Annotated in this window: 16 protein-coding genes, 1 tRNA gene and 2 rRNA genes (1 of these 19 running past the window's edge); 2 read left to right on the forward strand and 17 right to left on the reverse strand. The window is 62.5% G+C overall.

Going from position 1 to position 22,195, the window contains the following annotated elements; translation table 11 throughout:
• Positions 1–11: 11 nt before the first annotated feature.
• From QA637_RS13120 to QA637_RS13135, 4 genes are all read right to left on the reverse strand, one after another.
• The gene (locus QA637_RS13120) at positions 12–1,196 is read right to left on the reverse strand and encodes a malate--CoA ligase subunit beta (protein ID WP_153441817.1); all 1,185 of its coding nucleotides are present in this window, start codon (positions 1,194–1,196) and stop codon (positions 12–14) included.
• A gap of 11 nt (positions 1,197–1,207) precedes the next feature.
• Positions 1,208–2,149 (reverse strand): HpcH/HpaI aldolase/citrate lyase family protein, encoded by a 942-nt coding sequence (locus QA637_RS13125; protein WP_153441818.1) that lies wholly within the window; start codon positions 2,147–2,149, stop codon positions 1,208–1,210.
• Positions 2,150–2,167: 18 nt separating this feature from the next.
• Positions 2,168–3,358, reverse strand: coding sequence for an aminotransferase class V-fold PLP-dependent enzyme (locus tag QA637_RS13130; protein ID WP_153441819.1), 1,191 nt, complete (start codon positions 3,356–3,358; stop codon positions 2,168–2,170).
• A gap of 364 nt (positions 3,359–3,722) precedes the next feature.
• Positions 3,723–4,364 (reverse strand): response regulator transcription factor, encoded by a 642-nt coding sequence (locus QA637_RS13135; RefSeq protein ID WP_153441820.1) that lies wholly within the window; start codon positions 4,362–4,364, stop codon positions 3,723–3,725.
• A 306-nt stretch (positions 4,365–4,670) separates the two neighbouring features.
• On the opposite strand from QA637_RS13135, the gene QA637_RS13140 reads away from it, so the two are divergent.
• On the forward strand, positions 4,671–6,947 hold the full coding sequence (locus QA637_RS13140; RefSeq protein WP_153441821.1) for a CDC48 family AAA ATPase: 2,277 nt from the start codon (positions 4,671–4,673) through the stop codon (positions 6,945–6,947).
• A 21-nt stretch (positions 6,948–6,968) separates the two neighbouring features.
• On the opposite strand, the gene QA637_RS13145 is transcribed toward QA637_RS13140, so the two are convergent.
• From QA637_RS13145 to QA637_RS13180, 8 genes are all read right to left on the reverse strand, one after another.
• A complete protein-coding gene (locus QA637_RS13145) occupies positions 6,969–7,997 on the reverse strand; it encodes a trans-3-hydroxy-L-proline dehydratase (protein WP_153441822.1) in 1,029 nt (342 codons plus the stop codon).
• Positions 7,998–8,016: 19 nt separating this feature from the next.
• The gene (gene lhpI, locus QA637_RS13150) at positions 8,017–9,708 is read right to left on the reverse strand and encodes a cis-3-hydroxy-L-proline dehydratase (RefSeq protein WP_153441823.1); all 1,692 of its coding nucleotides are present in this window, start codon (positions 9,706–9,708) and stop codon (positions 8,017–8,019) included.
• A gap of 41 nt (positions 9,709–9,749) precedes the next feature.
• Entirely contained in the window at positions 9,750–11,000 is a 1,251-nt protein-coding gene (locus QA637_RS13155) for an NAD(P)/FAD-dependent oxidoreductase (protein WP_153441824.1), read from the reverse strand.
• Between the two features lie 7 nt (positions 11,001–11,007).
• Entirely contained in the window at positions 11,008–11,730 is a 723-nt protein-coding gene (locus tag QA637_RS13160; RefSeq protein WP_153441825.1) for an amino acid ABC transporter ATP-binding protein, read from the reverse strand.
• Positions 11,723–12,373 (reverse strand): amino acid ABC transporter permease, encoded by a 651-nt coding sequence (locus QA637_RS13165; protein WP_153441826.1) that lies wholly within the window; start codon positions 12,371–12,373, stop codon positions 11,723–11,725. The genes QA637_RS13160 and QA637_RS13165 overlap by 8 nt, the downstream gene beginning before the upstream one ends.
• Before the next feature lie 12 nt (positions 12,374–12,385).
• On the reverse strand, positions 12,386–13,051 hold the full coding sequence (locus QA637_RS13170; protein WP_153441827.1) for an amino acid ABC transporter permease: 666 nt from the start codon (positions 13,049–13,051) through the stop codon (positions 12,386–12,388).
• Between the two features lie 173 nt (positions 13,052–13,224).
• Positions 13,225–14,031: an ABC transporter substrate-binding protein gene (locus QA637_RS13175; protein WP_153441828.1), complete on the reverse strand. Its 807-nt coding sequence runs from the start codon at positions 14,029–14,031 to the stop codon at positions 13,225–13,227.
• A gap of 183 nt (positions 14,032–14,214) precedes the next feature.
• The gene (locus QA637_RS13180; RefSeq protein ID WP_153441829.1) at positions 14,215–15,732 is read right to left on the reverse strand and encodes an aldehyde dehydrogenase (NADP(+)); all 1,518 of its coding nucleotides are present in this window, start codon (positions 15,730–15,732) and stop codon (positions 14,215–14,217) included.
• Positions 15,733–15,866: 134 nt separating this feature from the next.
• On the opposite strand from QA637_RS13180, the gene QA637_RS13185 reads away from it, so the two are divergent.
• Positions 15,867–16,904, forward strand: coding sequence for an Ldh family oxidoreductase (locus QA637_RS13185; RefSeq protein ID WP_153441830.1), 1,038 nt, complete (start codon positions 15,867–15,869; stop codon positions 16,902–16,904).
• A 161-nt stretch (positions 16,905–17,065) separates the two neighbouring features.
• Here the strand turns inward: QA637_RS13185 and QA637_RS13190 are convergent, their stop codons facing one another.
• The 5 genes from QA637_RS13190 to QA637_RS13210 form a co-directional block, all read right to left on the reverse strand.
• Positions 17,066–18,028, reverse strand: coding sequence for a dihydrodipicolinate synthase family protein (locus QA637_RS13190; RefSeq protein WP_153441831.1), 963 nt, complete (start codon positions 18,026–18,028; stop codon positions 17,066–17,068).
• Between the two features lie 120 nt (positions 18,029–18,148).
• Positions 18,149–18,853: a GntR family transcriptional regulator gene (locus QA637_RS13195; RefSeq protein WP_283061679.1), complete on the reverse strand. Its 705-nt coding sequence runs from the start codon at positions 18,851–18,853 to the stop codon at positions 18,149–18,151.
• 493 nt (positions 18,854–19,346) lie between these two features.
• Positions 19,347–19,423: transfer RNA gene (locus QA637_RS13200), tRNA-Met, on the reverse strand.
• Positions 19,424–19,504: 81 nt separating this feature from the next.
• Positions 19,505–19,619: ribosomal RNA gene (gene rrf / locus QA637_RS13205) — 5S ribosomal RNA — on the reverse strand.
• 227 nt (positions 19,620–19,846) lie between these two features.
• Positions 19,847–22,195: ribosomal RNA gene (locus QA637_RS13210) — 23S ribosomal RNA — on the reverse strand (it continues 546 nt past the right edge of the window).

The following is a 22,195-nucleotide window of genomic DNA, read 5'->3' on the forward strand; positions in this document are numbered from 1 at the left end:
ATCGGACTCCCTCAAGCAGCCTTGGTGGCAGTATAGGAACGCCATGCGCCGACCGCCTTTTCGGCGGCTTCCGCCAGCGTCTCCGCGATGATGATGTTCTCGCCTGACTCGGCGAGGATGCGCCGGCCCTCTTCCATGTTGGTACCGGAGAGGCGGACAACGAGCGGCACCGGCACGCCGACCTCGCGCAATGCCTTGATCACGCCCTCTGCCACCCAGTCGCAGCGGTTGATGCCGGCAAAGATGTTGACGAGGATCGTCTCGACGTTGTTGTCCCTGAGCACTGCACGGAACGATTTCGCCACGCGCTCGGGCGAAGCGCCACCTCCGATGTCGAGGAAGTTCGCGGGCTCGCCGCCGGCGATCTTGATCATGTCCATGGTCGCCATCGCCAGGCCCGCACCGTTGATGATGCAGCCGATATTGCCGTCGAGGCCGACATAGGAGAGGCCGCGATCGGATGCGTATGTCTCGCGCGGGTCCTCCTGGCTCTTGTCGCGCATCTCCGCGATTTGAGGCCGGCGAAAGAGTGCGTTCTCGTCGAAGCTCATCTTGGCGTCGAGGGCCACGAGGTCGCCCCGGCGGGTCACGACCAGCGGATTGATCTCCAGCATCGACGCATCATAGTCGACGAAGGCGCGGTAGCAGCCCATGAGCGTCTGAGTGGCGCGACCGACGAGGGCATTGTCGATACCCAGACCGAATGCGATCTCGCGCGCCTGGAAATCCCGCATGCCGACGCCGGGATCAACCGTGGCGCGGATGATTGAGTCCGGTTCGGCCTCGGCGATCTCTTCGATCTCCATACCGCCCGAAGACGACGCGACGATCATGATACGCTCGGATTTGCGGTCGAGCACGAAGCCGAGATAGATCTCACGCTCGATGTCCATCGCCTCCTCGACGTAGAGACGGCTCACCAGCTTGCCCTGCGGGCCGGTCTGGTGCGTCACCAGCTTGGCACCGAGCATGGCGTCGGCAGCCGCGACGATCTCGTGGTCGGACGCGCAGAGCTTGATGCCGCCCGCCTTGCCGCGCGCGCCGGAATGGATCTGCGCTTTCACGACCCAGCGGTCGCCGCCGATCTCGCTCGCGCGATAGGCCGCCTGTTCCGGGCTGTAGGCCAGCCCGCCGCGTGGAATGTGGATCTGGTAGCGGGACAGAAGTTCCTTGGCCTGATATTCGTGAATGTCCATGTCTGCCTCCCTCAGCGGCTGGCGATGATTGCTTCATGGGTGGCGAGCACGTTGCGTGCCATGCGCTCGGATGCGGCGTCGATCATCTTGCCGTCGAGCGATGCCGCACCCTTGCCCTGGCTCTCGGCAAGCTTCAGCGCGTCGATGATGCGGCGAGCGCGATCGACTTCCTTCTCCGGCGGGGAGAAGATGTCGTTGGCGAGCGCGATCTGGCTCGGATGGATCGCCCATTTGCCCTCGATCCCAAGAGCGGCGGCACGACGCGCAGCAGCCCTGTAGCCTTCGGGATCGGAGAAGTCGCCGAAGGGTCCGTCGATCGCCCGCAGGCCATAGGCGCGGCATGCGACCGTCATGCGCGACAGGCCGAAATGCCACTGGTCGCCGGGGTAATCCGGGTTGAGCCCGCCGATATTGACCGTGCGCGCCTTGAGGCTCGCGGCATAGTCCGCGACGCCGAAATGCAGCGCTTCGAGGCGTCCGCCGAAGGAGGCGATGGCTTCGACATTGGCCATGCCGAGCGCGGTCTCGATCAGCGCTTCGAGACCGACGCGGGTCTTGTAGCCCTTGGCAATCTCGATCTGGTTGACCATGGCTTCGACCATGTAGAGATCGGCCGGCACGCCGACCTTCGGCACAAGCAACGTGTCGATCCGGTCACCCGCCTGTTCCATGAGGTCAACGACGTCGCGGTACATGTAGTGCGTATCGAGGCCGTTGATGCGGACGGAGATGGTCTTGCCGCGGCCGCGCCAGTCGATCTGATTGAGCGCGGCGACGATGTTGGCGCGGGCTCGCTCCTTGTCCGGCGGCGCCACGGCATCCTCGATGTCGAGGAAAATATAATCGGCCTCCGAATTGGCCGCCTTCTCGATCATCTCCGGATTCGAGCCCGGAACCGCGAGTTCGCTGCGCTGCAGGCGGAGCCGGCGGAGGTGGTTTATCGTATGACTCATGAATGCTCCCTCTCCTGTTCAGGCCGCCTTGGCGGTTGCCGTCGTGGCAGCGGAACGAAACTGCTTGATCGCGGCACCGACGCCGGAACCGGGCTCGATCGCCACGCCGCAATCGAGCAGCGTGAGTTCGGCGGCCGAGAGCGCACCGAGCACCATCACCTCGTTCAGCGATCCCAGATGGCCGATCCGGAAGACCTTGCCCGCCACCTTGCTGAGCCCGCTACCGAGCGAGGTACTGTAGGTTTGATAGGCGTGGCGGATGACCTCGGCGCCATCGATCCCTTCCGGCAGCCGGATCGCCGATACCGTGTCGGAATGCCACTTCGGCTCCGTCGCGCAGAGCCTGAGCCCCCAGGCGGAGACTGCGGCCCGCACGCCATTGGCGAGATGGTGGTGACGCGCGAAGATATTCTCGAGGCCTTCCTCGAAGATCACGTCGAGCGCGGCGCGCAAGCCCCGCAGGAGTTGTGTCGGCGGCGTATAGGGAAAGTAGCCGGTGTCGTTGGTCTTGATCATGTCCTCGAAGGAGAAGTAGCAGCGCATGTGACGAGCCGTCTTCGCCGCTTCCAGCGCCTTCTGGCTGACCGAGAGGAAGCCGAGGCCGGCGGGCAGCATGAAGCCCTTCTGCGAGCCGGAAACGGCGCAGTCGACGCCCCATTCGTCCTGGCGAAAATCGATGGAGCCGATCGAGGAGACGCCATCGACAAAAAGCAGCGCCGGGTGGCCGCAAGCGTCGAGCGCCGTGCGAACGGCCGCGACGTCCGAGGTCACGCCGGTCGCGGTTTCGTTATGCGTGACGAAGACGGCCTTGATCCTGTGCGCCTTGTCGGCGGCGAGCCGCTCGGCATAGAGCTCGATTGGCACGCCCGTTCCCCATTCCCTGTCGAGGCAATCGACCTCGAAGCCGAGGCGCTCGGCCATGTCGACCCAGAGATGAGAGAACTGACCGAAGCGGCTCATCAGTACCCGGTCGCCCGGGGAGAGCACGTTGGTCATCGCTGCTTCCCACGCGCCGGTGCCCGACGAAGGAAAGATGAAGACGCGACCATTTTGGTTCTTGAAGACCTTTTTCAAGTCGGCGAAGAGCGGCAGCGTCAGCTCGGGAAATCGCGGAGAGCGCATGTCTTCCATCGGCAGGTTCATGGCCTGGCGAACCTGCTCGGGAATGTTGGTGGGGCCGGGAATGAAGAGATGATTGTAGCCTGACATGGATCCTCCAGTGACTGCGGACGGGATTTGATTGCCGCGCTTAGGCTGCCTTTCGGGCGGTCACCGCACAACACTCGCTCAGGCAGAAAGGATTGCCGGACGGGCAGCGCAATGTCGGCCCAGGCGGGTGGCAGTTTCGGAGGGTGGGTAGGTAATCCCTACCCGGAAAGCCAATCCTGGCGAATGATGGCCCTACTCTCGACACGAGGCTGACCCGCCACCAGTTCGGGCGAAGCTCTCGCCGACGACGCATGAGTATGCGCAGCGCATAGGAAATGTCGGCACCCGTCGCCGGGTGTATCGACACCTGACAGCGCACGGATCTCCAGGTCGACTCCAAACGACCGGGATGGAAATTGGGCGCTTATGTTTGAATGCGACGCCGTTCCTTGGCGTAGATCGCGACCGCCATCGCCCGGTTCCGGACCTGGAGCTTGTCGTAGAGATTCTTGAGGTGATATTTCACGGTGTTTTCGGATATGCCGGTCCGCGCTGCGATCTGCGTATTGCTCCAGCCGTCGGCCAGCATGGACAAAAGCTCGTTCTCACGGGACGTGAGTTGCGAAAACGGTGAATGCGGCACCTTCGCGAGAACGGTATAAGGGATACAAATGCGCCCTTTCATCACGGCCGTGAGCGTGGCGAAAAGGATTTCCGGATCTTCGAACTGATAACAAAGCCCATTCACGCCCAGCCGGATTGTTTCGCTTACGACAGCCGGGTTGTGGCTTTCAGCGAAGAGCACGATCCTCGGGTCGAAACCGAGCCGTTCCAGGTCGGCGAGCACATCTGGCGCCTCCGCGTCGATGAGTTGCCAGCTAAGCAACACGCAATCCGCTTCGACCGACCCAAGCTTCTCACATAATTCCGCAGAGGAGCTGGCGGTGCCGACGATCGAGAACTTGGTGTTCTCCGAAAAGAGCCCGCGCAGTGCCGCAATGACAAGTGGATTGCGTTCTGCAATCAGCACGCGTCCTCCGGCTTCCTGCGGTGTCAGTATCACCATGCGCCATATCCTCATTTGACGCTGACAGCCCCGATTTCAGCGGCCGAAACCTATCACTCCCATCTGTTTTGGTTTTTTCGACCAGCGACGAAACTTGGCTTATTCGCCCCGGGAAGACCGCTCAGTATACTTCAGGCTCTCTTGACCAATTTGCAGTGCCCAACGTGAAATCAGCTTGTTCGAGGCCATGCCGAAACGCTGACGGGCGAGCTGGAAATGCCTGTCCTCAACCATATGTTTGGTCGTATAATTGATCTGCACTGCACTCGTCCCTCCTTCAGACCATGTCCGACCCCGGAGAGTTCAATGGCACAATCCCAAGACAACACCGTCAAGCTTCAGGTCGCCAACACCCGTCCCGAAGACTCAGGAGGACCATTCGCGAGAATTACGCCGAGGATCATGTCGGCGCTCGGAGTCGAAGAAGGCGACATAATCGAGATTGTCGGGAAACGTCATACGGGTGCGATCGCTTTCCGCGGCTATGGCGAAGACGAGGGCCTCAACATCATCAGATTGGACGGCCTGCAGCGCGTGAACGCCGGCGCAACCAGCGGCGACTATGTGGAGGTTCACAAGGTGGAGGCGAAACCCGCCCAGCGGGTCGTTCTCGCTCCAGCCCAGAAAAACCTGCGCCTGCAGGGATCCGGCGAAGCGCTTCAGCGTACGTTCTTTCGCCGCCCGATGGCTGCCGGGGATGTGATCTCGACATCTGTGCAGCAGCGCATTAGTCGCAACGTGCGCACGGAGCATGACATCATGCGCGGCCTGGTCGAGCTTCCGGCCTATGGGCTTCAGGAGATCCGTCTGGTCGTCGTGTCGACCCAGCCGCGCGGCATCGTCATGATGGGAGAAAATACCGTCGTCGAACTGCGGCCGGAATACGAAGAGCCTAAGGAGGCCAGACGGGCCGACGTCACCTATGATGACATCGGCGGCCTCGGAAACGCGGTCGATCAGGTACGGGAAATGGTGGAGCTGCCGCTTCGCCATCCCGAGCTGTTCCAGCGTCTTGGCATCGATCCGCCGAAAGGCGTGCTGCTTCACGGCCCTCCGGGAACCGGCAAGACACTTCTGGCGCGGGCGGTTGCAAACGAAACCGAAGCCCATTTCTTTCATATCGCCGGGCCGGAAATCATGGGGAGCCAATATGGCGAATCCGAACAACGGCTGCGGCAGGTATTCGAGGAGGCGGCCAAGAACGCTCCTTCCATCATCTTTCTCGACGAGATCGACTCGATCGCGCCGAAACGGGAGAAAGTGACCGGCGAAGTGGAACGCCGGATCGTCGCGCAGCTTTTGACTTTGATGGACGGTCTCGAGCCCAGGCAGAACATCGTGGTCATCGGTGCCACCAATCGCCGTGATTCCATTGACGAAGCGCTGAGACGTCCAGGCCGCTTCGATCGCGAGATCGTCATCGGAGTGCCGGATCAGAAAGGCCGGCGCGAGGTCCTTGCCATCCACACGCGCGGCATGCCTCTGGCGGAAGACGTCGACCTCGACGAAATCGCAAGAACCACCTACGGATTTGTCGGCGCGGATGTCGGCGCGCTCGCGCGCGAGGCGGCGATGGATGCGCTTCGCAGAATCTTGCCCGACATCAATCTCAGAGAGGGCATCCCGACCGAGGTCCTCGAAAACCTGAGCGTCAACCAGGCCGACTTCCTGAGCGCCCTGAAGCGGATACAGCCTTCGGCACTCCGCGAAATCATGATCCAGGCCCCCGACGTTCGCTGGGATGACATCGGTGGGCTGGACGAAGCGCAGATGCGCCTTCGCGAAGGCGTCGAATTGCCGTTGCGATCTCCGCAATCATTCAAGCGAATGGGCATTCGCCCGGCCAAGGGGTTCCTTCTGTTCGGCCCGCCGGGGACCGGGAAAACCTTGCTGGCAAAGGCCGTCGCACGGGAAGCGGAGGCGAATTTCGTTGCGACCAAGTCGTCAGACCTGCTTTCGAAATGGTACGGCGAGTCGGAGCAGCAGGTATCGCAACTCTTCGAACGGGCGAGGCAGGTCGCGCCGACGGTGATCTTTATTGACGAGATCGATTCCCTTGCGCCGGCGCGGGGTGGCGGCATCGGCGAGCCCGCCGTGACCGAACGCGTGGTAAACACCCTGCTGGCGGAAATGGACGGGTTGGAAGACATGCAAGGCGTCGTCGTCATGGCGGCGACCAATCGGCCGAACCTCCTCGACCCCGCCCTGCTTCGACCGGGCCGTTTTGACGAGCTTGTCTATGTCCCGGTTCCGGACCAAAAAGGGCGGCGCAAGATTCTCGGCATTCACACGCGCAAGATGCCGCTCGCCAAGGACGTCGACCTCGACGATCTCGCGCAAAGGACCGAGCGGTTCACGGGTGCCGACCTTGAAGACCTCACAAGGCGCGCGGGCCTTATCGCGCTCAGAGAAAATCTCGACGCTGAGGACGTCACGCCTGAGCATTTCAACAAGGCGTTCGATGAAATCCGCCCGTCCGTGACGCCCGAAGTCGAGCGGGAATACGAGTCGATGCTCCGCACGCTGAAACAGGAAGACCCGCAGCGGCAACAGATCGGATTCTTGCCCAGAAAAGGCGGCTGAACCTGCCGCGGTCGAACCGGCTCAGCGAGCGCCCCAGGTGTCGGTCAGCCGGTAACCCTCGGGCCAGGGATCGGAAGGGTCGAGCATGTGCTGGTGAACGCCTGTGATCCAGGCGCGGCCCGAGATTTCCGGCAGGATCGCCGGCCGACCGCCGACCTCGGCGGTGCCGACGATACGGCCTGTGAAGGTCGAACCGATCAGCGATACTGCCGTCAGCCTGTCCTCGGGGCCCATCTCGCCGCGGGCGTGCAAAACGGCCATGCGTGCCGAAAGCGCCGTGCCGGTGGGCGAGCGATCGACCTTGCCCGGCTGGATGGCGACGGCCGCTCCGGCGCGCAGGCCCTCTGCCGTACGCACCACGGGGCCCGCGAAGAGGCAGAAGGAGAAATGCCGCCAATCGGGATTTTCGGGGTGGTGAAAGCCGAGCTGCGCATTGGCGGCATTGGTGATCCTCACGCCGAGGCGCGCTATATCATGGGCCTCGTCCGGCTTGAGGCTGAAGCCCATCGCAGCGGCGTCGACGATAACGAAGCTGTCGCCGCCATAGGCGGTGTCGACCGTGAGCGTGCCAAGGCCCTCGACCTCAAGCTTCGAGTCCAGCCGCTCCGCAAAGCTCGGCAGGTTCTGCACGAAGATGCGTTCGGCCTTGCCGTTGCGGCATTCGGCACGGACGCGCACGAGGCCGCCCGGTGCTTCGAGCGTCATCTCCGTCACCGGCTCCCGCATCGGGACGATGCCGCTGTCGAGGAGCACTGTGGAGACGCAGATCGAATTCGAACCGGACATGGGCGGCGTGTCTTCCGGTTCCATGATGATGAAGGCGGCATCGGCCTCCGGGTGCTTTGGCGGAACCAGCAGGTTGACGTGGCGAAAGACGCCGCCGCGCGGTTCGTTGAGGACGAAGTTGCGCAAGGTCTGGTCGCGGGCGATCCAGCGGCTCTGCTCCCAGATCGTCTCACCCGGCGGAGGCGCGACGCCGCCGACGATCACATCGCCCACCTCGCCCTCGGCGTGGGCTGAGATGACATGAATGGTTTTCGTGCTGCGCATCGCGAACTCCTTTCAGGTTTCAGGATAACCAGTCCGGCAGCCGTGCCGGGACGCGCCCGGTCAGAGCCGCGTTGACGCAGTCGGCGAGGCTGCCGAAGCGCACAATGCGGCCGGAGAGACCGGGACCATAATGGGCGTATTTACCCGAATTGGTCATCAGCGCGCGGGTCTTGGTCGGGAACACCGGCTCGGAAATCGAGCACCAGCAGAGATCCGGAAGGACCTGCACACCGCTTGACTCGAGCCGGGCGAGCGTACCTTCGCTGCGCGCCTCGGCGATGACCTGATGCGCAGCCGTGACGATCACCGCGACCTCGGCATGCCGCTTGCGTCCACCGAGCGCATCGGCGAGCGCGCGACATTCGCCGAGCGAGGCATGCGGGCTGCCGATGGCGACGAGTTCCACCTCGTCCGGTCCCTCGTTCAAGCTCGACCAGGCGGCCACCATGTCGGCACGGGTGATGGTCGCGAAGTCGGCGTCTTCGGCCGCCGCGCCATCCGCCTCGGGCGTGACGCCCTCCACATGCAGCATCGGTGCAGCGGAGGTGGTGCCGAACGCGGCACAGAGCGCCTTGAGGTCGTCGCCCGTCGGCTGCGCGGAGGCGAGCCCGCGCAGGAGCGGTATGCGATCCGGCGCGACGCGACCGGCGAGATAACCGATCAGCGGCCAGAACGCGTCGTCTACGTCTTCAGGCAGCTCCACGTCGATCACGCGTCGGGCCTTCCTGTGTTCGTTCAGATAAACGCCGGAGCGCGGCGCGCGGCCGGTGAGCGCGATGCAAAGGTCGAGAAAATCGGGATGCTTCGCCGTCCGTGCGCCGAGCACGCTGTTGGCGAAGATCACGGCATTGGATTCCGCCCAGGCGATGGATTCGCCGGCGCGCGGTGCGCTGTCGAGCAGATAGGGCGAACAGGTGAAGGTCGGACGGCAGCCCATGCGGACATAGGCGTCGGCCAGTCGCGCCGCCGGGTCGCCGAAGGCAGCCGGCACGCCCTGCACCTGCCAATTGGCCCGGTCGACCGAAATGGCGTTCATGGTCGTCGGCACCCGGACCTCAGCACCCATCTCCGCCATCTTCTCGGCGAAGGTCAGGTTCGCGGGGCTCGCATAGATGCAGCCGTCGATATGGCCCTGCACCACGTCCACGAGCGTCTCTGCCCCCTGCTGCGCTGCCATGGCGCAGATGATGCGCATGGCCTGCTGGACCGCGACGCCGTCGCGGCCATCCAGCATGGCGCGATCAGTCTCGGAGAGATCGAGCGCGGCCGTGGCCGGTGGTTCGACCGTGATCGTCAGACCATCGGCCCTGATTGCTGTGTCGCTGATCTGCGCTGTCTTTGCTTGCGAAAGCGCTTCAAAGGCCTCGCGCGAAACCCGCAATACCGGCAGCGGCTTGCCAAACATTTCAGCGGCGATCAGCGCGCCGAGGGTCAGGACGTCCTCAGCCTCGCAGAACACCACCGCGGCCGGGGCGCGCCCCGTCAGCGCGAGATCGAGCAGCACGCCGGAGCCGGTGCAGGAGCCGCGGCTCGACGGCATCAGCAGGATGCTGCCGGTCAGACAGCGGCCATGCAGCGGATGGTGCACATCAATTACGCGGCCAGTCGCCGGGTCGACCCCGCCCCAGAAGCTCAGCGCCTCCCCGGTGGCGACGATGGGGCCACGGGCGGTGCCGCCCAGAATGGTGCGAGCGGAGATCGGCTGGGTCATTTTACGACAAATCCATGAGCAAAGGGGTGATCGGCGCCCTGTCAGAATCGTTGAGGCGAGAAGGATTGGATGTCGATGGCCGGCCTCTGGCCGGTCAAGAGATCGGCGACAAGCCGGGCCGTCCCCGCCGACTGCGTCAGGCCGAGGTGACCGTGGCCGAAGGCGTAGATCACCTGCGGCGTGGCGCGGGCGCGGCCGATCGCCGGCAGGCTGTCTGGCAGCGACGGACGGAAGCCCATCCACTGCACACCGCCTTCGCCTTTCAGCCCTGGCAGGAAGGTCTGCGCCTTCTTCAGCATGGCTTCCGCGCGACGATAGTTCGGCGGCAGCTTCAAGCCACCGAGTTCCACGGCACCACCGACCCTGACGCCGGTTGAAAGCCGCGTGACGACGAAGCCGTGGCCGCCGAAGGTGATCTGGGTGCGCAGGTCGAAGGCGTTTGAGGGAAGCGTGGTGTTGTAGCCGCGCTCGGTCTCGAGCGGAATGCGCTCGCCAAGGGTACGGGCGATGCGGTGCGAGAAGGCGCCGGCCGCAAGCACCACGTGGCGGGCGCGCCGCGTCTTGCCGTCCGCCGCCGTCAGCTCGACCCCGCCCTCGACCGGTCTCAATGCCACAATCTCAGTGCGCTCGATCGTCCCGCCCTGGGCGCCGAAATGGTCGGCAAGCGCCAGCGTATAAAGCTTCGGATCGGCGATCGAGTACCAGCCGGGCGTGAAGGTGCCGTGGGTGAAGCGCGGCGCAAGACCGGGCTGGATCTGGCGCATGGCGGAGGCGTCAAGGTGACGGAACTCGATGCCGTGCTCCGCCCGCGCCTTCCAGCCGGGCAGCGAAGCCTTCAGTTCAGCCTCGCTCTCATAGACCTGAAGATTGCCTTCCTTGCGCAGCATCGGCAAGGTTCCGGTCGCCGCAAGGAAGGGCTCCAGCTCCGCCTTCGACAAGTCCATCATCGCCGTTTGTGCTGCAGTGGAATGCGCCACCCGCTTCGGCGCGCAGGCGCGCCAGAAGCGGAACATCCACGGCGCGATCTGTGCGGCGTAGGCGGGCGGAACGGTCAGCGGCCCGAGCGGGTCGAGCAGCCACTTCGGCGCCTTCTTGAGGATGCCGGGCGAGGCAAGCGGCAGGATGTCGGTGAAGGCAAAAGCCCCGGCGTTGCCCGCCGACGCTCCGGCGGCGGGGCCCTCCCGGTCGAGCACGGCGACGGAAAGCCCCCGTGTCTGGCCCGCGATTGCAGCGGAAAGGCCGACAACGCCGGCGCCGATCACGATGACGTCAGGCTGAGCAGCATCTTTCATGATCGCCTCAGTGCGTCGCCGCGAGGAACTTCTGCAGTTCGGGATCCTTCGGCGCACCGAAGAGCGCTTCCGGCGGCGCGATTTCCGCCATGACGCCCTTGTGGAAGAAGGCCACCCGGTCGGAAACCTCGCGGGCGAACTTCATCTCGTGCGTGACGCAGATCATCGTCATGCCCTCGGAGGCGAGCATGCGCAGCGTATCGAGCACTTCGCCGACGAGCTGGGGATCGAGCGCCGAGGTCACTTCGTCGAACAGCATGTATTCCGGCGACATGGCGAGCGCACGGGCGATTGCCATGCGCTGCTGCTGGCCGCCCGACATGCGGGTCGGGTAGACCGAGAGCTTCTCGCCCAGGCCGACATGGGTGAGCTGCTTGACGGCAATCTCCTCGGCCTTCTCCTTGGAAATGCCGAGCACCTTGCGCGGCGCCAGCATGACGTTCTCGAGAACGGTCAGGTGCGGGAAGGCGTTCCACTGCTGAAAGACGATGCCAATCTTGCGGCGCAGTTTGTTGAGGTCGGTCGTCTTGGCGTGGACCTCGGTACCATCGACCAGGATGCGGCCCGCATCGATCGGCTCGAGGCCGTTGATGCAGGTGAGCAGCGTCGATTTGCCGGAGCCGGAGCCGCCGATGACCGTCACGACTTCACCCTTCTTGACGGTGAGGTCGATGCCTTTGAGAACCTCCAGCGAGCCGAAGGATTTGCGGACGTTTTGGATCTCAATCATTGGACCACCGTTTTTCAAGATAACCGCCGAGCCGGGCGATTGGGAAGCTGATGAGGAAGTAGATCGCACCGCAGATCATGAGGATGAGAAGCGGTTCCTGCAGGCGGGTGACGAGCACCTGCGAGGCGCGCAGTAGCTCGATCAGACCGAGCCAGAGCACGAGCGCGGAGTCCTTCATGACACCGAGCGTCAGTCCGATCCAGGACGGCAGCGAAACGCGGGTGGCGAGCGGCGCCACGATATAGCGCATGTCCTGCCACCAGGTCATGCCGAGCGACCGGGCGGCGCGCCGCGTCGTCGGCGGCACCGAGGCGATACCGCCGCGCACGATCTCGGTGCAATAGGCCGCCGTATAGAGCGACAGCACCACGCAGGACGTCGTGAACGGAGGCCAGCCGAGCTTGGCGATCGACTGGAACGCGTTGCCAAGGACGAGCTGGATCAGCAGCGGCACAGAGCGGAAGACGTCGAGCACGAAGGTGAGCGGCGCCGACCAGTAGGTGCCGAGCTGGTTACGCACGACGCCGAAGATGACACCGAGCACGGTGCCGGCCGCGACCGAGACGGCCGTGACCGCGAGCGTCATCAACGCACCCTGCGCGAGAAAGCCGAGGTCACTTATGGTGAGGGCGGTATTGAACATCTCTCACCTTTCTCAGTAGCGGAACATGCGCGAGGCGAGCGCGCGCGCCGCCAGCGTCACGGCCTTGGCGATGACATAGTAGATCACGGCAGCAAGGGCGAAGAATTCGAATGTGCGGAACGACCGCGCGTTCAGCTCCTGGGTGACACCGGCGAGATCGGAATTCATGCCGACGGTGACGCCGAGCGACGTCATCAGGATCGCCCAGACCATCTGGTTGGTGACGGGCAGGAATGCAACGCGCAGCATCTGCGGCAGGACGATGTAGCGGAAGGCCTGCACCGGGGTCATCCCGAGCGAGCGACTGGCGCGCGTCTGGGTGTCCGGAATGGCTTTCAGCGCACCGCGGAAGTTCTCGGCAAGGTAGCCGGCATTGTTGAAGGCGATCCCGACGAGCAGCGCCGTATAGGGGCTGAGATGGATGCCGAAATTGCCGAGGCCGAAATGGGCCATGTAGATCTGGAACAGTGCCGGGGTGTTGCGGGCGATCTCGACCCAGGCGGTGGCAAAGCCACCGAGTACGCGGTTCCCGGACAGGCGGCAGGCCGTCAGCGCGAGCGCCAGTGCCAGGCCGATGGCCATCGACAGCAGCGCCACCTGCAAGGTGATCAGCGCTCCGTCGAGCATCTGCGGCAGGGCCTTCAGCGCCTGGTTCCAATGGAAGGTATAACTGAACATTTTCGTCTCGCCTTTTCGGAAACGAATAGCGGCGCGAGGCTACAGCGCCGCGCGTCTTATGAGACGCGCAAAGGACGCTGTAGCACTTTGAATTGCTGCATGTTTTTTCCTTAAATCGGCTACGATTCAAGGAACCATGCAGCAGGCCTCGCGCCGCCAGAGAAGCGGCTAGATCAGCGATAAACGCCGTTGACCGTCAGCTCCGGCACCTCGCCGCCAACCCACTTTTCGTAGAGTTCCTTGTAGCGGCCAGTGCGAACCTGCTGATTGATGAACAGGTTGAGGTAGTTGATCAGGCCGTATTCTTCACGGTTGGTGAAGAGCGCCACATAATCGGTATCGAACGGCGCCTTGCCGACCACGGAGATGCCCGGGAACTTTCCGGTCTTCACATTGGCCTGCGCCACCGTCGAGGTGGAGACCGTTGCATCGATCTGCCCCTGGCTCAGCGCCAGGAAGACATCAGCCTGCGTCTGGTACGGACGGAACTCACCGGCGCCCCACGCCTTGACCTGGTTTTCCAGCGCGATCGCTTCGAATGTGCCTGCCGTCGCACCGACGACCTTGCCCTTCATGTCTTCGAAGGACTTGATGCCCGACTTGTCGTTGGCGGTGACGGCCATTTCGAAGGCAAAGTACGGCATCGTCATGCCGACGGTCTTGGCCCGCTCCAGCGTGTCCGAGGTCGAGGCAACGCCGACGTCGACACGGTCGGACATGAGAGCGGGGATTCGGTCCGGGAACGGGGTTTCCACGATCTCTGCCGTTACGCCGAGTGCCTTGGCAAGGTCGTTGCAGTAGTCGACGTCGAAGCCGATCGGATTGTTGTTCTCGTCGCGAGAACCCATCGGCGGGAAGTCGAGCACAACTGCACAGCGCAGGGTCCCCGAGCCAATGATGTCGTCAAGTTTGTCGGCATGGGCCGGGCTGGTCAAAGCTGTGGCCGCAACGAGGCCGAACGCAAGCACCGAGGTCTTCATTATCTCTCTCTCCCTGGAATGGTGTGCCGTCTTACGGCGGCGCACTATTCCGCATTGGAGAGCACAAATCAATTGTAAAAATACAAGAAAAATACAAAAAGTATATAGCCTGGCATCCAGACGCAATTAAAGGGAGCTTTCCCTTGTGGAAAAGCTCCTTTTATTGCTTGCGCGCCGTTTGGATCAGCCGAGGAAGTCCTCCGGCAGCAGGCCTTCCGGCATGTTTTGGTAGGCCACCGGACGCAGGAAACGTCGAATCGACAGAGTGCCGACGCTGGTTGCCCCGAAGTTGGTCGAGGCCGGATAGGGTCCGCCGTGCACCATCGAATCGACCACTTCGACCCCGGTCGGGAAGCCGTTGACCAGCACCCGCCCCGCCTTGCGCTCAAGCACCGGGCGCAGGCGCCGGGCCGCGTCCAGGTCAGCGGAATCCATGTGGATGGTCGCGGTCAGCTGTCCCTCGAAACCGCGCGCGAGTTGCTCCATCTCGTCGAGCGAGCCCACCCGGACCACGAGACCGAGCGGTCCGAAGACCTCCTCGCCGAGCGCATGATCCGAGAGGAACCGCGCGCCGGTCGTCTCGAAAAGGTTGGGCGATGCGGCACGACCGGAGGACTGAGTGACGAGTAGCGGCTTGACGGCGTTTCGGCTTGCGAAGCGCGCCTGCCCGTCCTGATAGGCCTTCGCGATGCCGTCGGTGAGCATCGTCTGCGGCGCGACCTTGGCGAGCGCCTCTACGGCGGCTGTCGTGAAGCGGTTCGCGGCAGCACCATCGACGACCACGGCAATACCGGGATTGGTGCAGAACTGGCCGGCGCCCATGGTCAGCGAGCCGGCCCAGCCTTGGCCGAGCGTCTCCGCCCGGGCGTTCAGCGCTTCCGGCAGCAGGAACATCGGGTTGACCGAGCCGAGTTCGCCGAAGAACGGGATCGGCTCGGGCCGCGCCGCGCAGAGGTCGAAGAGCGCACGGCCGCCAGCCAGCGAACCGGTGAAGCCGACGGCCTTGATCAGTGGGTGCTGCACCAGGCCGTGGCCGACTTCGCGGCTGCCGCCCTGGATCAGCGAGAACACGCCGGGATGAACGCCGGTCGTGCGGATCGCCGCCTCGATGGCTTGGGCGACGATTTCACCGGTGCCCGGATGCGCCGAATGGCCCTTCACGACCACGGGGCAGCCTGCGGCAAGCGCCGCGGCGGTGTCGCCGCCGGCTGTCGAGAATGCGAGCGGGAAGTTCGAGGCGCCGAAGACGGCGACCGGACCGATGGGCCGCTGGATGAGCCGGATCTCCGGACGCGGCGCCGGCTGGCGGTCCGGCATCGCCGCGTCGAAGCGGCGGTCCAGGTGCTCGCCCTTTTCGATGTGGTCGGCAAACAACCGCAATTGCCCGGTGGTGCGTCCCCGTTCACCCTGCAGACGAGCCTCGGGCAGGCCGGTCTCCTGGCTGCCGATCTCGGTGATGGCATCGGCGCGGGCTTCGATCTCATCGGCAATGGCGCGCAGGAAGGCCGCGCGCTCCGCCCTCAAGGAATAGCCGAAGCTCCAGAAGGCTTCCTCGGCCGCCTCGCAGGCCCGGTTCACCATTTCGACGGTGCCAACGGCAAAGTGATGCACCGGGCCGTGGGCCGGGGCGGAGGCGAAGGTGCCCGCCCCCTCGAGCCATTCGCCGGCGACGAGGTGTTTTCCTTTTGGGGTAAAGGCCATCTGACGTTCCTTTCTCAGAAAATCGGGTGCTTCGCAAAGATCAACCCGCGAACGAATTGCAGCTGTCGAAACCTTGTATACTGTTTGTATGCATGATATCAACCGCCGCCGGCGTAGCGACAAGAGGCAATATCATGAGCGAGACCACAACCCTTTCGATCAGTGTACTGCACGAGCGCGTCGAGGCGATCTTCCGCAGGGCGGGGCTCAACAGCGTTCAGGCCGGGGCGCTCGCTCGCGTGATCGTCGCCGGTGAGCGCGATGCCTGCAAATCGCACGGTATCTATCGCATCGAAGGGGCTCTGCGGACAGTGAAGGCGGGCAAAGTGAAGCCGGAAGCTGTGCCGGAGCTGGAAAAGCATGAGGGCTCCGCCATTGTCAAGGTGAACGCCAAGGGCGGCTTCGCCAATCCGGCCTTCGAACTCGGCCTGCCGGTGCTGGCCGAACGTGCCCGGGCGCTCGGCCTCGCCGCACTCGTCATCAATGATTGCACGCATTTCTCGGCGCTTTGGCCCGAAGTCGAAGGACTGACGGGAGAAGGACTAGCCGGCCTCGTCATGTGCCCGAGCTATGCGACCGTGGCACCCACCGGCGGCAACAAACCGCTGCTCGGCACCAATCCCTTCGCCTTCGGCTGGCCGCGCGAAGGCAAGCCGCCCTATGTCTTCGACTTCGCGACCTCGGTTGCAGCGCGCGGCGAGATCGAGTTGCACCGGCGGGCGGGCAAGCCCTTGCCCGAAGGTTGGGCGATCGATGCGGAAGGCAAGCCGACGACCGATCCTGATGCGGCGCTCGCCGGCGCCATGTTGCCGTTCGGCGGCCACAAGGGCTCGGCGATCGGAACGATGATCGAGCTTCTCGCAGGCATCATGATCGGCGACCTGACGAGCCCCGAAGTGCTCGACTACCTCGGCACGACCACCTTGGCACCGTTCCACGGCGAACTCATCGTCGCCTTCTCGCCGGAGGCCTTCGCGGCCGGGCGGCCGGGCAATCCCTTTGCACGCGCGGAGGTTCTGTTCGAGGCGATCGCCGGCCAGGGGGCCCGCCTCCCCTCGCAGCGGCGCTTCGCGGCGCGCGCCACGTCCGAGGCAGAGGGCGTCGTCCTGACACAGGCCGAGATCGACCAGCTCGACCGACTCCTCGCCCTTGGACTGGACGCCGTCGCGTAAGATAATGCGTCTGCACGTCTACTGCGGGGCGCGTCCATCGGACGCGTAAAGGTCGCTGTGGCATTTTGAATTGCTGCACGATGATCGATTTCGAAATCGAAGCCACCAACGAGAAGGCCCTCCGATTGGAGGGCCTTCTGTTTTGAGGGCCGATGCGGCGATCAGGCTTTGTACTTCTGTACGGCGCCCGGAAGCTTGCACCACTCGGCGTACCAGGTGTTGAAGAGCTTGAACTGGGCTTCGACATAGCCTCGCTGGCTTTCCGACAGCACGTCGGTCTCGTTGAAGTGCAGCGTGTATTCCTTGTCGCCCTTCAGCACCATCATGTGCTTGAAGTAGAGAACCAGATCCGGGCCTTCATCGAAGGAGGAAAGCACGGCGAGCGCCTGCTCCAGTTCCAGCGCCCGCTGGCGTGCGTCGACGTCGCCCTCGGCGGCTGCCTGAGACAGGTTGCACAGATGGATGACTTCTTTCGGCAGCACGCAGCCGATGCCGGTGATCGCGCCGGTTGCACCGCAGTTGACGAAGCCGTGGAACACGGCGGTGTCGACCCCGATCATCAGCGAGACGCCGTCGTCACGGCTGGTAATGTTCTCGGCCGCATAGCGCATGTCGGCGGCGCCGCCGAATTCCTTGAACCCGACGAGGTTCGGATGCTCGGCGCGCAGTGCGAAGAACAGGTCGGCGCGGGTGGCGAAGCCATAATAGGGGCTGTTATAGATGACCGCCGGTAGATCCGGAGCAGCCGAGAGAATGGCCTTGAAGTGGTTCTTCTGCGCGGCGACAACCGTGCCGCGCGAAAGCACGCGCGGGATGACCATCAGGCCCTTCGCACCAACCTTCTGGGCGTGGGCCGCATGAGCAACAGCCGAAGCGGTGTTGACGGCGCCCGTGCCGACAATGACCGGGATGCCGGCTTTGACCAGACGCTCGACGCCTTCCATCCGTTGTGCGTCCGTCAGGAGCGGCCAGTCACCCATCGAGCCACAATAGACGACGGCGGACATGCCTTGGCCGATCAGCTCCTTGCCCTTGCGCACGAGCGCGTCGAAATCCGGGGTGCGGTCGTCCTTGCAGGGGGTCATCAGCGCAGGGATGACGCCGGAGAAAATCTTCGCCTTCATTTGAAACTCCTCTTGGCTTGTCTCGCTGGCACCGGCGAGCCTACGGGCTCCGCTTCCGTGCCTTCGAAACTGACAATAGCGTCTTGTATTTTATTTGTCGACAAGAAACATACAAGGCCACTACAGGGCGATGTCGAGCTTGTTGGTTCGGGTGAACAGCTTCTGCACCTGTTCGACGATCTGCTCGGCGTGCGCCTTGCCGAGACGATCTGCCGCCTCGACGTCGCGCGTTTCAATCGCCGCGATGAGTTCCGCGTGCTCGTCGACGAAGCGCTGTGGGAACTGTTCCTCATAGGATTGGTAGTAAAGGCGGAGAATCCGCCGTCCTTCATCGAGTAGACGGCGAAACAGGCCGGTAAAATAGGGATTGCGGCCGGCCTCCGCGATTGCCGCGTGAAATGCCGCATTGGTGGCGATCATGGCCAGCGCGTCACGCGACTGGACGGCAGCCGCATAATCTTCGTGGAACCCGCGGATGACCGGCAGGTCTTCCGGACGGTGATTCTCCGCCGCAAGCCGGGTCGTCACCCGATACATCAGCACCAGCGCCTCGAAGAAAGTGTGCAGGTTGAGGAAATCGATGTTCGACACCATCGTCGATCGGTTCGGCAGGGTGTCGATCAGCCCCTCCCCTGCCAGCCGCACCAGTGCCTCACGGATCGGGGTGCGTGAGAGCTTGAAACGCTCGGCCAGTTGCACCTCGTCAATCGGGCTGCCGGGCGGCAGAACCAGATCGAGGATCTCGTCGCGGAGGACGTCGTAGACCATCTTCACGCCGGAGCCGCGCTTTCGTTCTGGAAGGGAATTGTTGTCGGTGTCGGTCATTTGGCAAATCCTCTTGTCGACAAAAGGAATACTTTGACCCGACAGCAGGATCAACAATTTCGGGACGCGCCGCGCGGCAGCTTAACAGGAAGTATTAGGCTTGCTGCCCTGCTTCAACACTGCCATTCGCGGCCGCAAATTTCCGGGGCATCTCAGCAACGAGCGCCACGGCGATCGCCGTTCTGGAAAAGGAGGACGTATCGAAAGGATCACACAACGGAAGCCGCCAAGCCAGCCTCAACGATCCCACGAACAAATCTGGCGAGTTCGCCAGACGCCGGCCATCGCTTCGGCGGACGATCGCCAGCATCATGGCATCGATGGGCGATGCTTCCTGCGGCGGCTGAGAAACGTGCAGAGAGGCTGGGGTTGAGTGCTGAGGCAAACACAAGAGCGCATCGACCGCGATGTGGTCGGTCTGTGCGGAGGTCTGCGCGGTGGCTGCGGGGGAACGACAAAACCCCCGGGGCGTTTGGGCACCGGGGGTTTTTGTTGGTTGCGGGGGCAGGATTTGAACCTGCGGCCTTCAGGTTATGAGCCTGACGAGCTACCGGGCTGCTCCACCCCGCGTCAACTTTCGTTTTTGTTTTGTGTTGTTTTCGCCGTTTGCCGGCGTTTGTGAGAGAAGATGTTTTATCTTGCGATTTGCAGACCTGGCAGCGACCTACTCTCCCGCGTCTTAAGACGAAGTACCATCGGCGCTGGGGCGTTTCACGGCCGTGTTCGGAATGGGAACGGGTGCAGCCACCCCGCCAGAACCACCAGGTCGGCAAAGCGCAAGCGTTGCTCCCCGGAGGGGAGCAAATTGTCGAGAAGCTGGTGAAGCGATTGCTTCGTTTTGAACACGTCATGCGTCTTATCCGAACAACTCCAGCAGCCGGCAGAGACCGAGCCGCCAGTCGTCTGGCGCGCCGTCCGCAGCGTCGGCCGAAGGCCGACAGCGTGAGGACAAAGAATTGCGATGCGCATCCATGATGAGCATAAGCAATGGGAACGATCAAGCCGATCGAACGATTAGTACCGGTAAGCTTCATGCGTTGCCGCACTTCCACACCCGGCCTATCAACGTGGTCGTCTTCCACGGTTCTCAAGGGAATACTCGTTTTCAGGTGGGTTTCCCGCTTAGATGCCTTCAGCGGTTATCCCTTCCATATATAGCTACCCTGCTATGCCCTTGGCAGGACAACAGGTCCACCAGAGATATGTCCATCCCGGTCCTCTCGTACTAGGGACAGATCCTGTCAATATTCCTACACCCACGGCAGATAGGGACCGAACTGTCTCACGACGTTCTGAACCCAGCTCACGTACCGCTTTAATTGGCGAACAGCCAAACCCTTGGGACCTGCTCCAGCCCCAGGATGCGATGAGCCGACATCGAGGTGCCAAACAACCCCGTCGATATGGACTCTTGGGGGTCATCAGCCTGTTATCCCCGGCGTACCTTTTATCCGTTGAGCGATGGCCCTTCCACGCGGGACCACCGGATCACTATGACCGACTTTCGTCTCTGCTCGACTTGTCAGTCTCGCAGTCAGGCGGGCTTATGCCATTGCACTCGACGAGCGATTTCCGACCGCTCTGAGCCCACCATCGCGCGCCTCCGTTACTCTTTCGGAGGCGACCGCCCCAGTCAAACTACCCACCATACACTGTCCCGGATCCGGATGACGGACCGCGGTTAGACATCCATGACGATAAGGGTGGTATTTCAAGGACGGCTCCACAGGAACTGGCGTCCCTGCTTCAAAGCCTACCACCTATCCTACACATGCCGACACGAATGCCAGTGTAAAGCTATAGTAAAGGTGCACGGGGTCTTTCCGTCTGACCGCAGGAACCCCGCATCTTCACGGGGAATTCAATTTCACTGAGTCTGCGTTGGAGACAGCGGGGAAGTCGTTACGCCATTCGTGCAGGTCGGAACTTACCCGACAAGGAATTTCGCTACCTTAGGACCGTTATAGTTACGGCCGCCGTTTACTGGGGCTTCGATTCAGAGCTTGCACCCCTCCTCTTAACCTTCCAGCACCGGGCAGGCGTCAGACCCTATACGTCGTCTTGCGACTTCGCAGAGCCCTGTGTTTTTGATAAACAGTCGCTACCCCTGGTCTGTGCCACCCCATCATACTTGCGTACAAAAGGGTCACGCTTCTTCCGAAGTTACGCGTGCAATTTGCCGAGTTCCTTCAACGCAGTTCTCTCAAGCGCCTTGGTATACTCTACCTGACCACCTGTGTCGGTTTCGGGTACGGTCTATACGGTGGAGCTATTTCCCGGGACCGCGTCCAGGCCTGGACAATCCAATAAGTCCAGACAAGTTAAGCGATCCGTCACTACCACCAGGCCCACGAATATTAACGTGGTTCCCATCGACTACGCGTGTCCGCCTCGTCTTAGGGGCCGGCTAACCCTGCTCAGATTAACTTTAAGCAGGAACCCTTGGTCTTTCGGCGAGAGGGTCTCTCACCCTCTTTATCGTTACTCATGTCAACATTCGCACTTCCGATACCTCCAGGACCCCTCACGGGTATCCCTTCACAGGCTTACGGAACGCTCCGCTACCACGTGCCTTGCGGCACATCCTCAGCTTCGGTGCATGGCTTTAGCCCCGTTACATTTTCGGCGCAAAGACCCTTATTTAGACCAGTGAGCTGTTACGCTTTCTTTAAATGATGGCTGCTTCTAAGCCAACATCCTGGTTGTTTTGGGATCCTCACATCCTTTCCCACTTAGCCATGACTTGGGGACCTTAGCTGGAGGTCAGGGTTGTTGCCCTTTTCACGACGGACGTTAGCACCCGCCGTGTGTCTGCCGACTAGTACTCCCCGGTATTCGGAGTTTGGTTAGGATCAGTAAGACGGTGAGTCCCCATAGCCCATCCAGTGCTCTACCCCCAATATTCGGTCGACGCTCTACCTAAATAGATTTCGCGGAGAACCAGCTATTTCCGAGTTTGATTGGCCTTTCACCCCTAGCCACAAGTCATCCCAATCTATTGCAACAGATGCGGGTTCGGTCCTCCAGTTGGTGTTACCCAACCTTCAACCTGCTCATGGCTAGATCACTCGGTTTCGGGTCTAATGCGACGAACTGAACGCCCTGTTCAGACTCGCTTTCGCTGCGCCTTCACCTATCGGCTTAAGCTTGCTCGTCACACTAAGTCGTTGACCCATTATACAAAAGGTACGCCGTCACCCTTGCGGGCTCCGACTGTTTGTAGGCATCCGGTTTCAGGTTCTATTTCACTCCCCTTGTCGGGGTGCTTTTCACCTTTCCCTCACGGTACTTGTTCGCTATCGGTCATGCACGAGTACTTAGGCTTGGAGAGTGGTCTCCCCA

Origin of the sequence: Sinorhizobium terangae (assembly GCF_029714365.1) — a bacterium.
In the GTDB taxonomy this organism is placed as follows: domain Bacteria; phylum Pseudomonadota; class Alphaproteobacteria; order Rhizobiales; family Rhizobiaceae; genus Sinorhizobium; species Sinorhizobium terangae.

Excerpts from the sequence above, each read along its gene's own strand:
- QA637_RS13120 (WP_153441817.1), bottom strand. The coding sequence starts at position 1,196 with ATGGACATTCACGAATATCAGGCCAAGGAACTTCTGTCCCGCTACCAG.
- QA637_RS13125 (WP_153441818.1), bottom strand. The coding sequence starts at position 2,149 with ATGAGTCATACGATAAACCACCTCCGCCGGCTCCGCCTGCAGCGCAGC.
- QA637_RS13130 (WP_153441819.1), bottom strand. The coding sequence starts at position 3,358 with ATGTCAGGCTACAATCATCTCTTCATTCCCGGCCCCACCAACATTCCC.
- QA637_RS13135 (WP_153441820.1), bottom strand. The coding sequence starts at position 4,364 with ATGGTGATACTGACACCGCAGGAAGCCGGAGGACGCGTGCTGATTGCA.
- QA637_RS13140 (WP_153441821.1), top strand. The coding sequence starts at position 4,671 with ATGGCACAATCCCAAGACAACACCGTCAAGCTTCAGGTCGCCAACACC.
- QA637_RS13145 (WP_153441822.1), bottom strand. The coding sequence starts at position 7,997 with ATGCGCAGCACGAAAACCATTCATGTCATCTCAGCCCACGCCGAGGGC.
- lhpI (WP_153441823.1), bottom strand. The coding sequence starts at position 9,708 with ATGACCCAGCCGATCTCCGCTCGCACCATTCTGGGCGGCACCGCCCGT.
- QA637_RS13155 (WP_153441824.1), bottom strand. The coding sequence starts at position 11,000 with ATGAAAGATGCTGCTCAGCCTGACGTCATCGTGATCGGCGCCGGCGTT.
- QA637_RS13160 (WP_153441825.1), bottom strand. The coding sequence starts at position 11,730 with ATGATTGAGATCCAAAACGTCCGCAAATCCTTCGGCTCGCTGGAGGTT.
- QA637_RS13165 (WP_153441826.1), bottom strand. The coding sequence starts at position 12,373 with ATGTTCAATACCGCCCTCACCATAAGTGACCTCGGCTTTCTCGCGCAG.
- QA637_RS13170 (WP_153441827.1), bottom strand. The coding sequence starts at position 13,051 with ATGTTCAGTTATACCTTCCATTGGAACCAGGCGCTGAAGGCCCTGCCG.
- QA637_RS13175 (WP_153441828.1), bottom strand. The coding sequence starts at position 14,031 with ATGAAGACCTCGGTGCTTGCGTTCGGCCTCGTTGCGGCCACAGCTTTG.
- QA637_RS13180 (WP_153441829.1), bottom strand. The coding sequence starts at position 15,732 with ATGGCCTTTACCCCAAAAGGAAAACACCTCGTCGCCGGCGAATGGCTC.
- QA637_RS13185 (WP_153441830.1), top strand. The coding sequence starts at position 15,867 with ATGAGCGAGACCACAACCCTTTCGATCAGTGTACTGCACGAGCGCGTC.
- QA637_RS13190 (WP_153441831.1), bottom strand. The coding sequence starts at position 18,028 with ATGAAGGCGAAGATTTTCTCCGGCGTCATCCCTGCGCTGATGACCCCC.
- QA637_RS13195 (WP_283061679.1), bottom strand. The coding sequence starts at position 18,853 with ATGACCGACACCGACAACAATTCCCTTCCAGAACGAAAGCGCGGCTCC.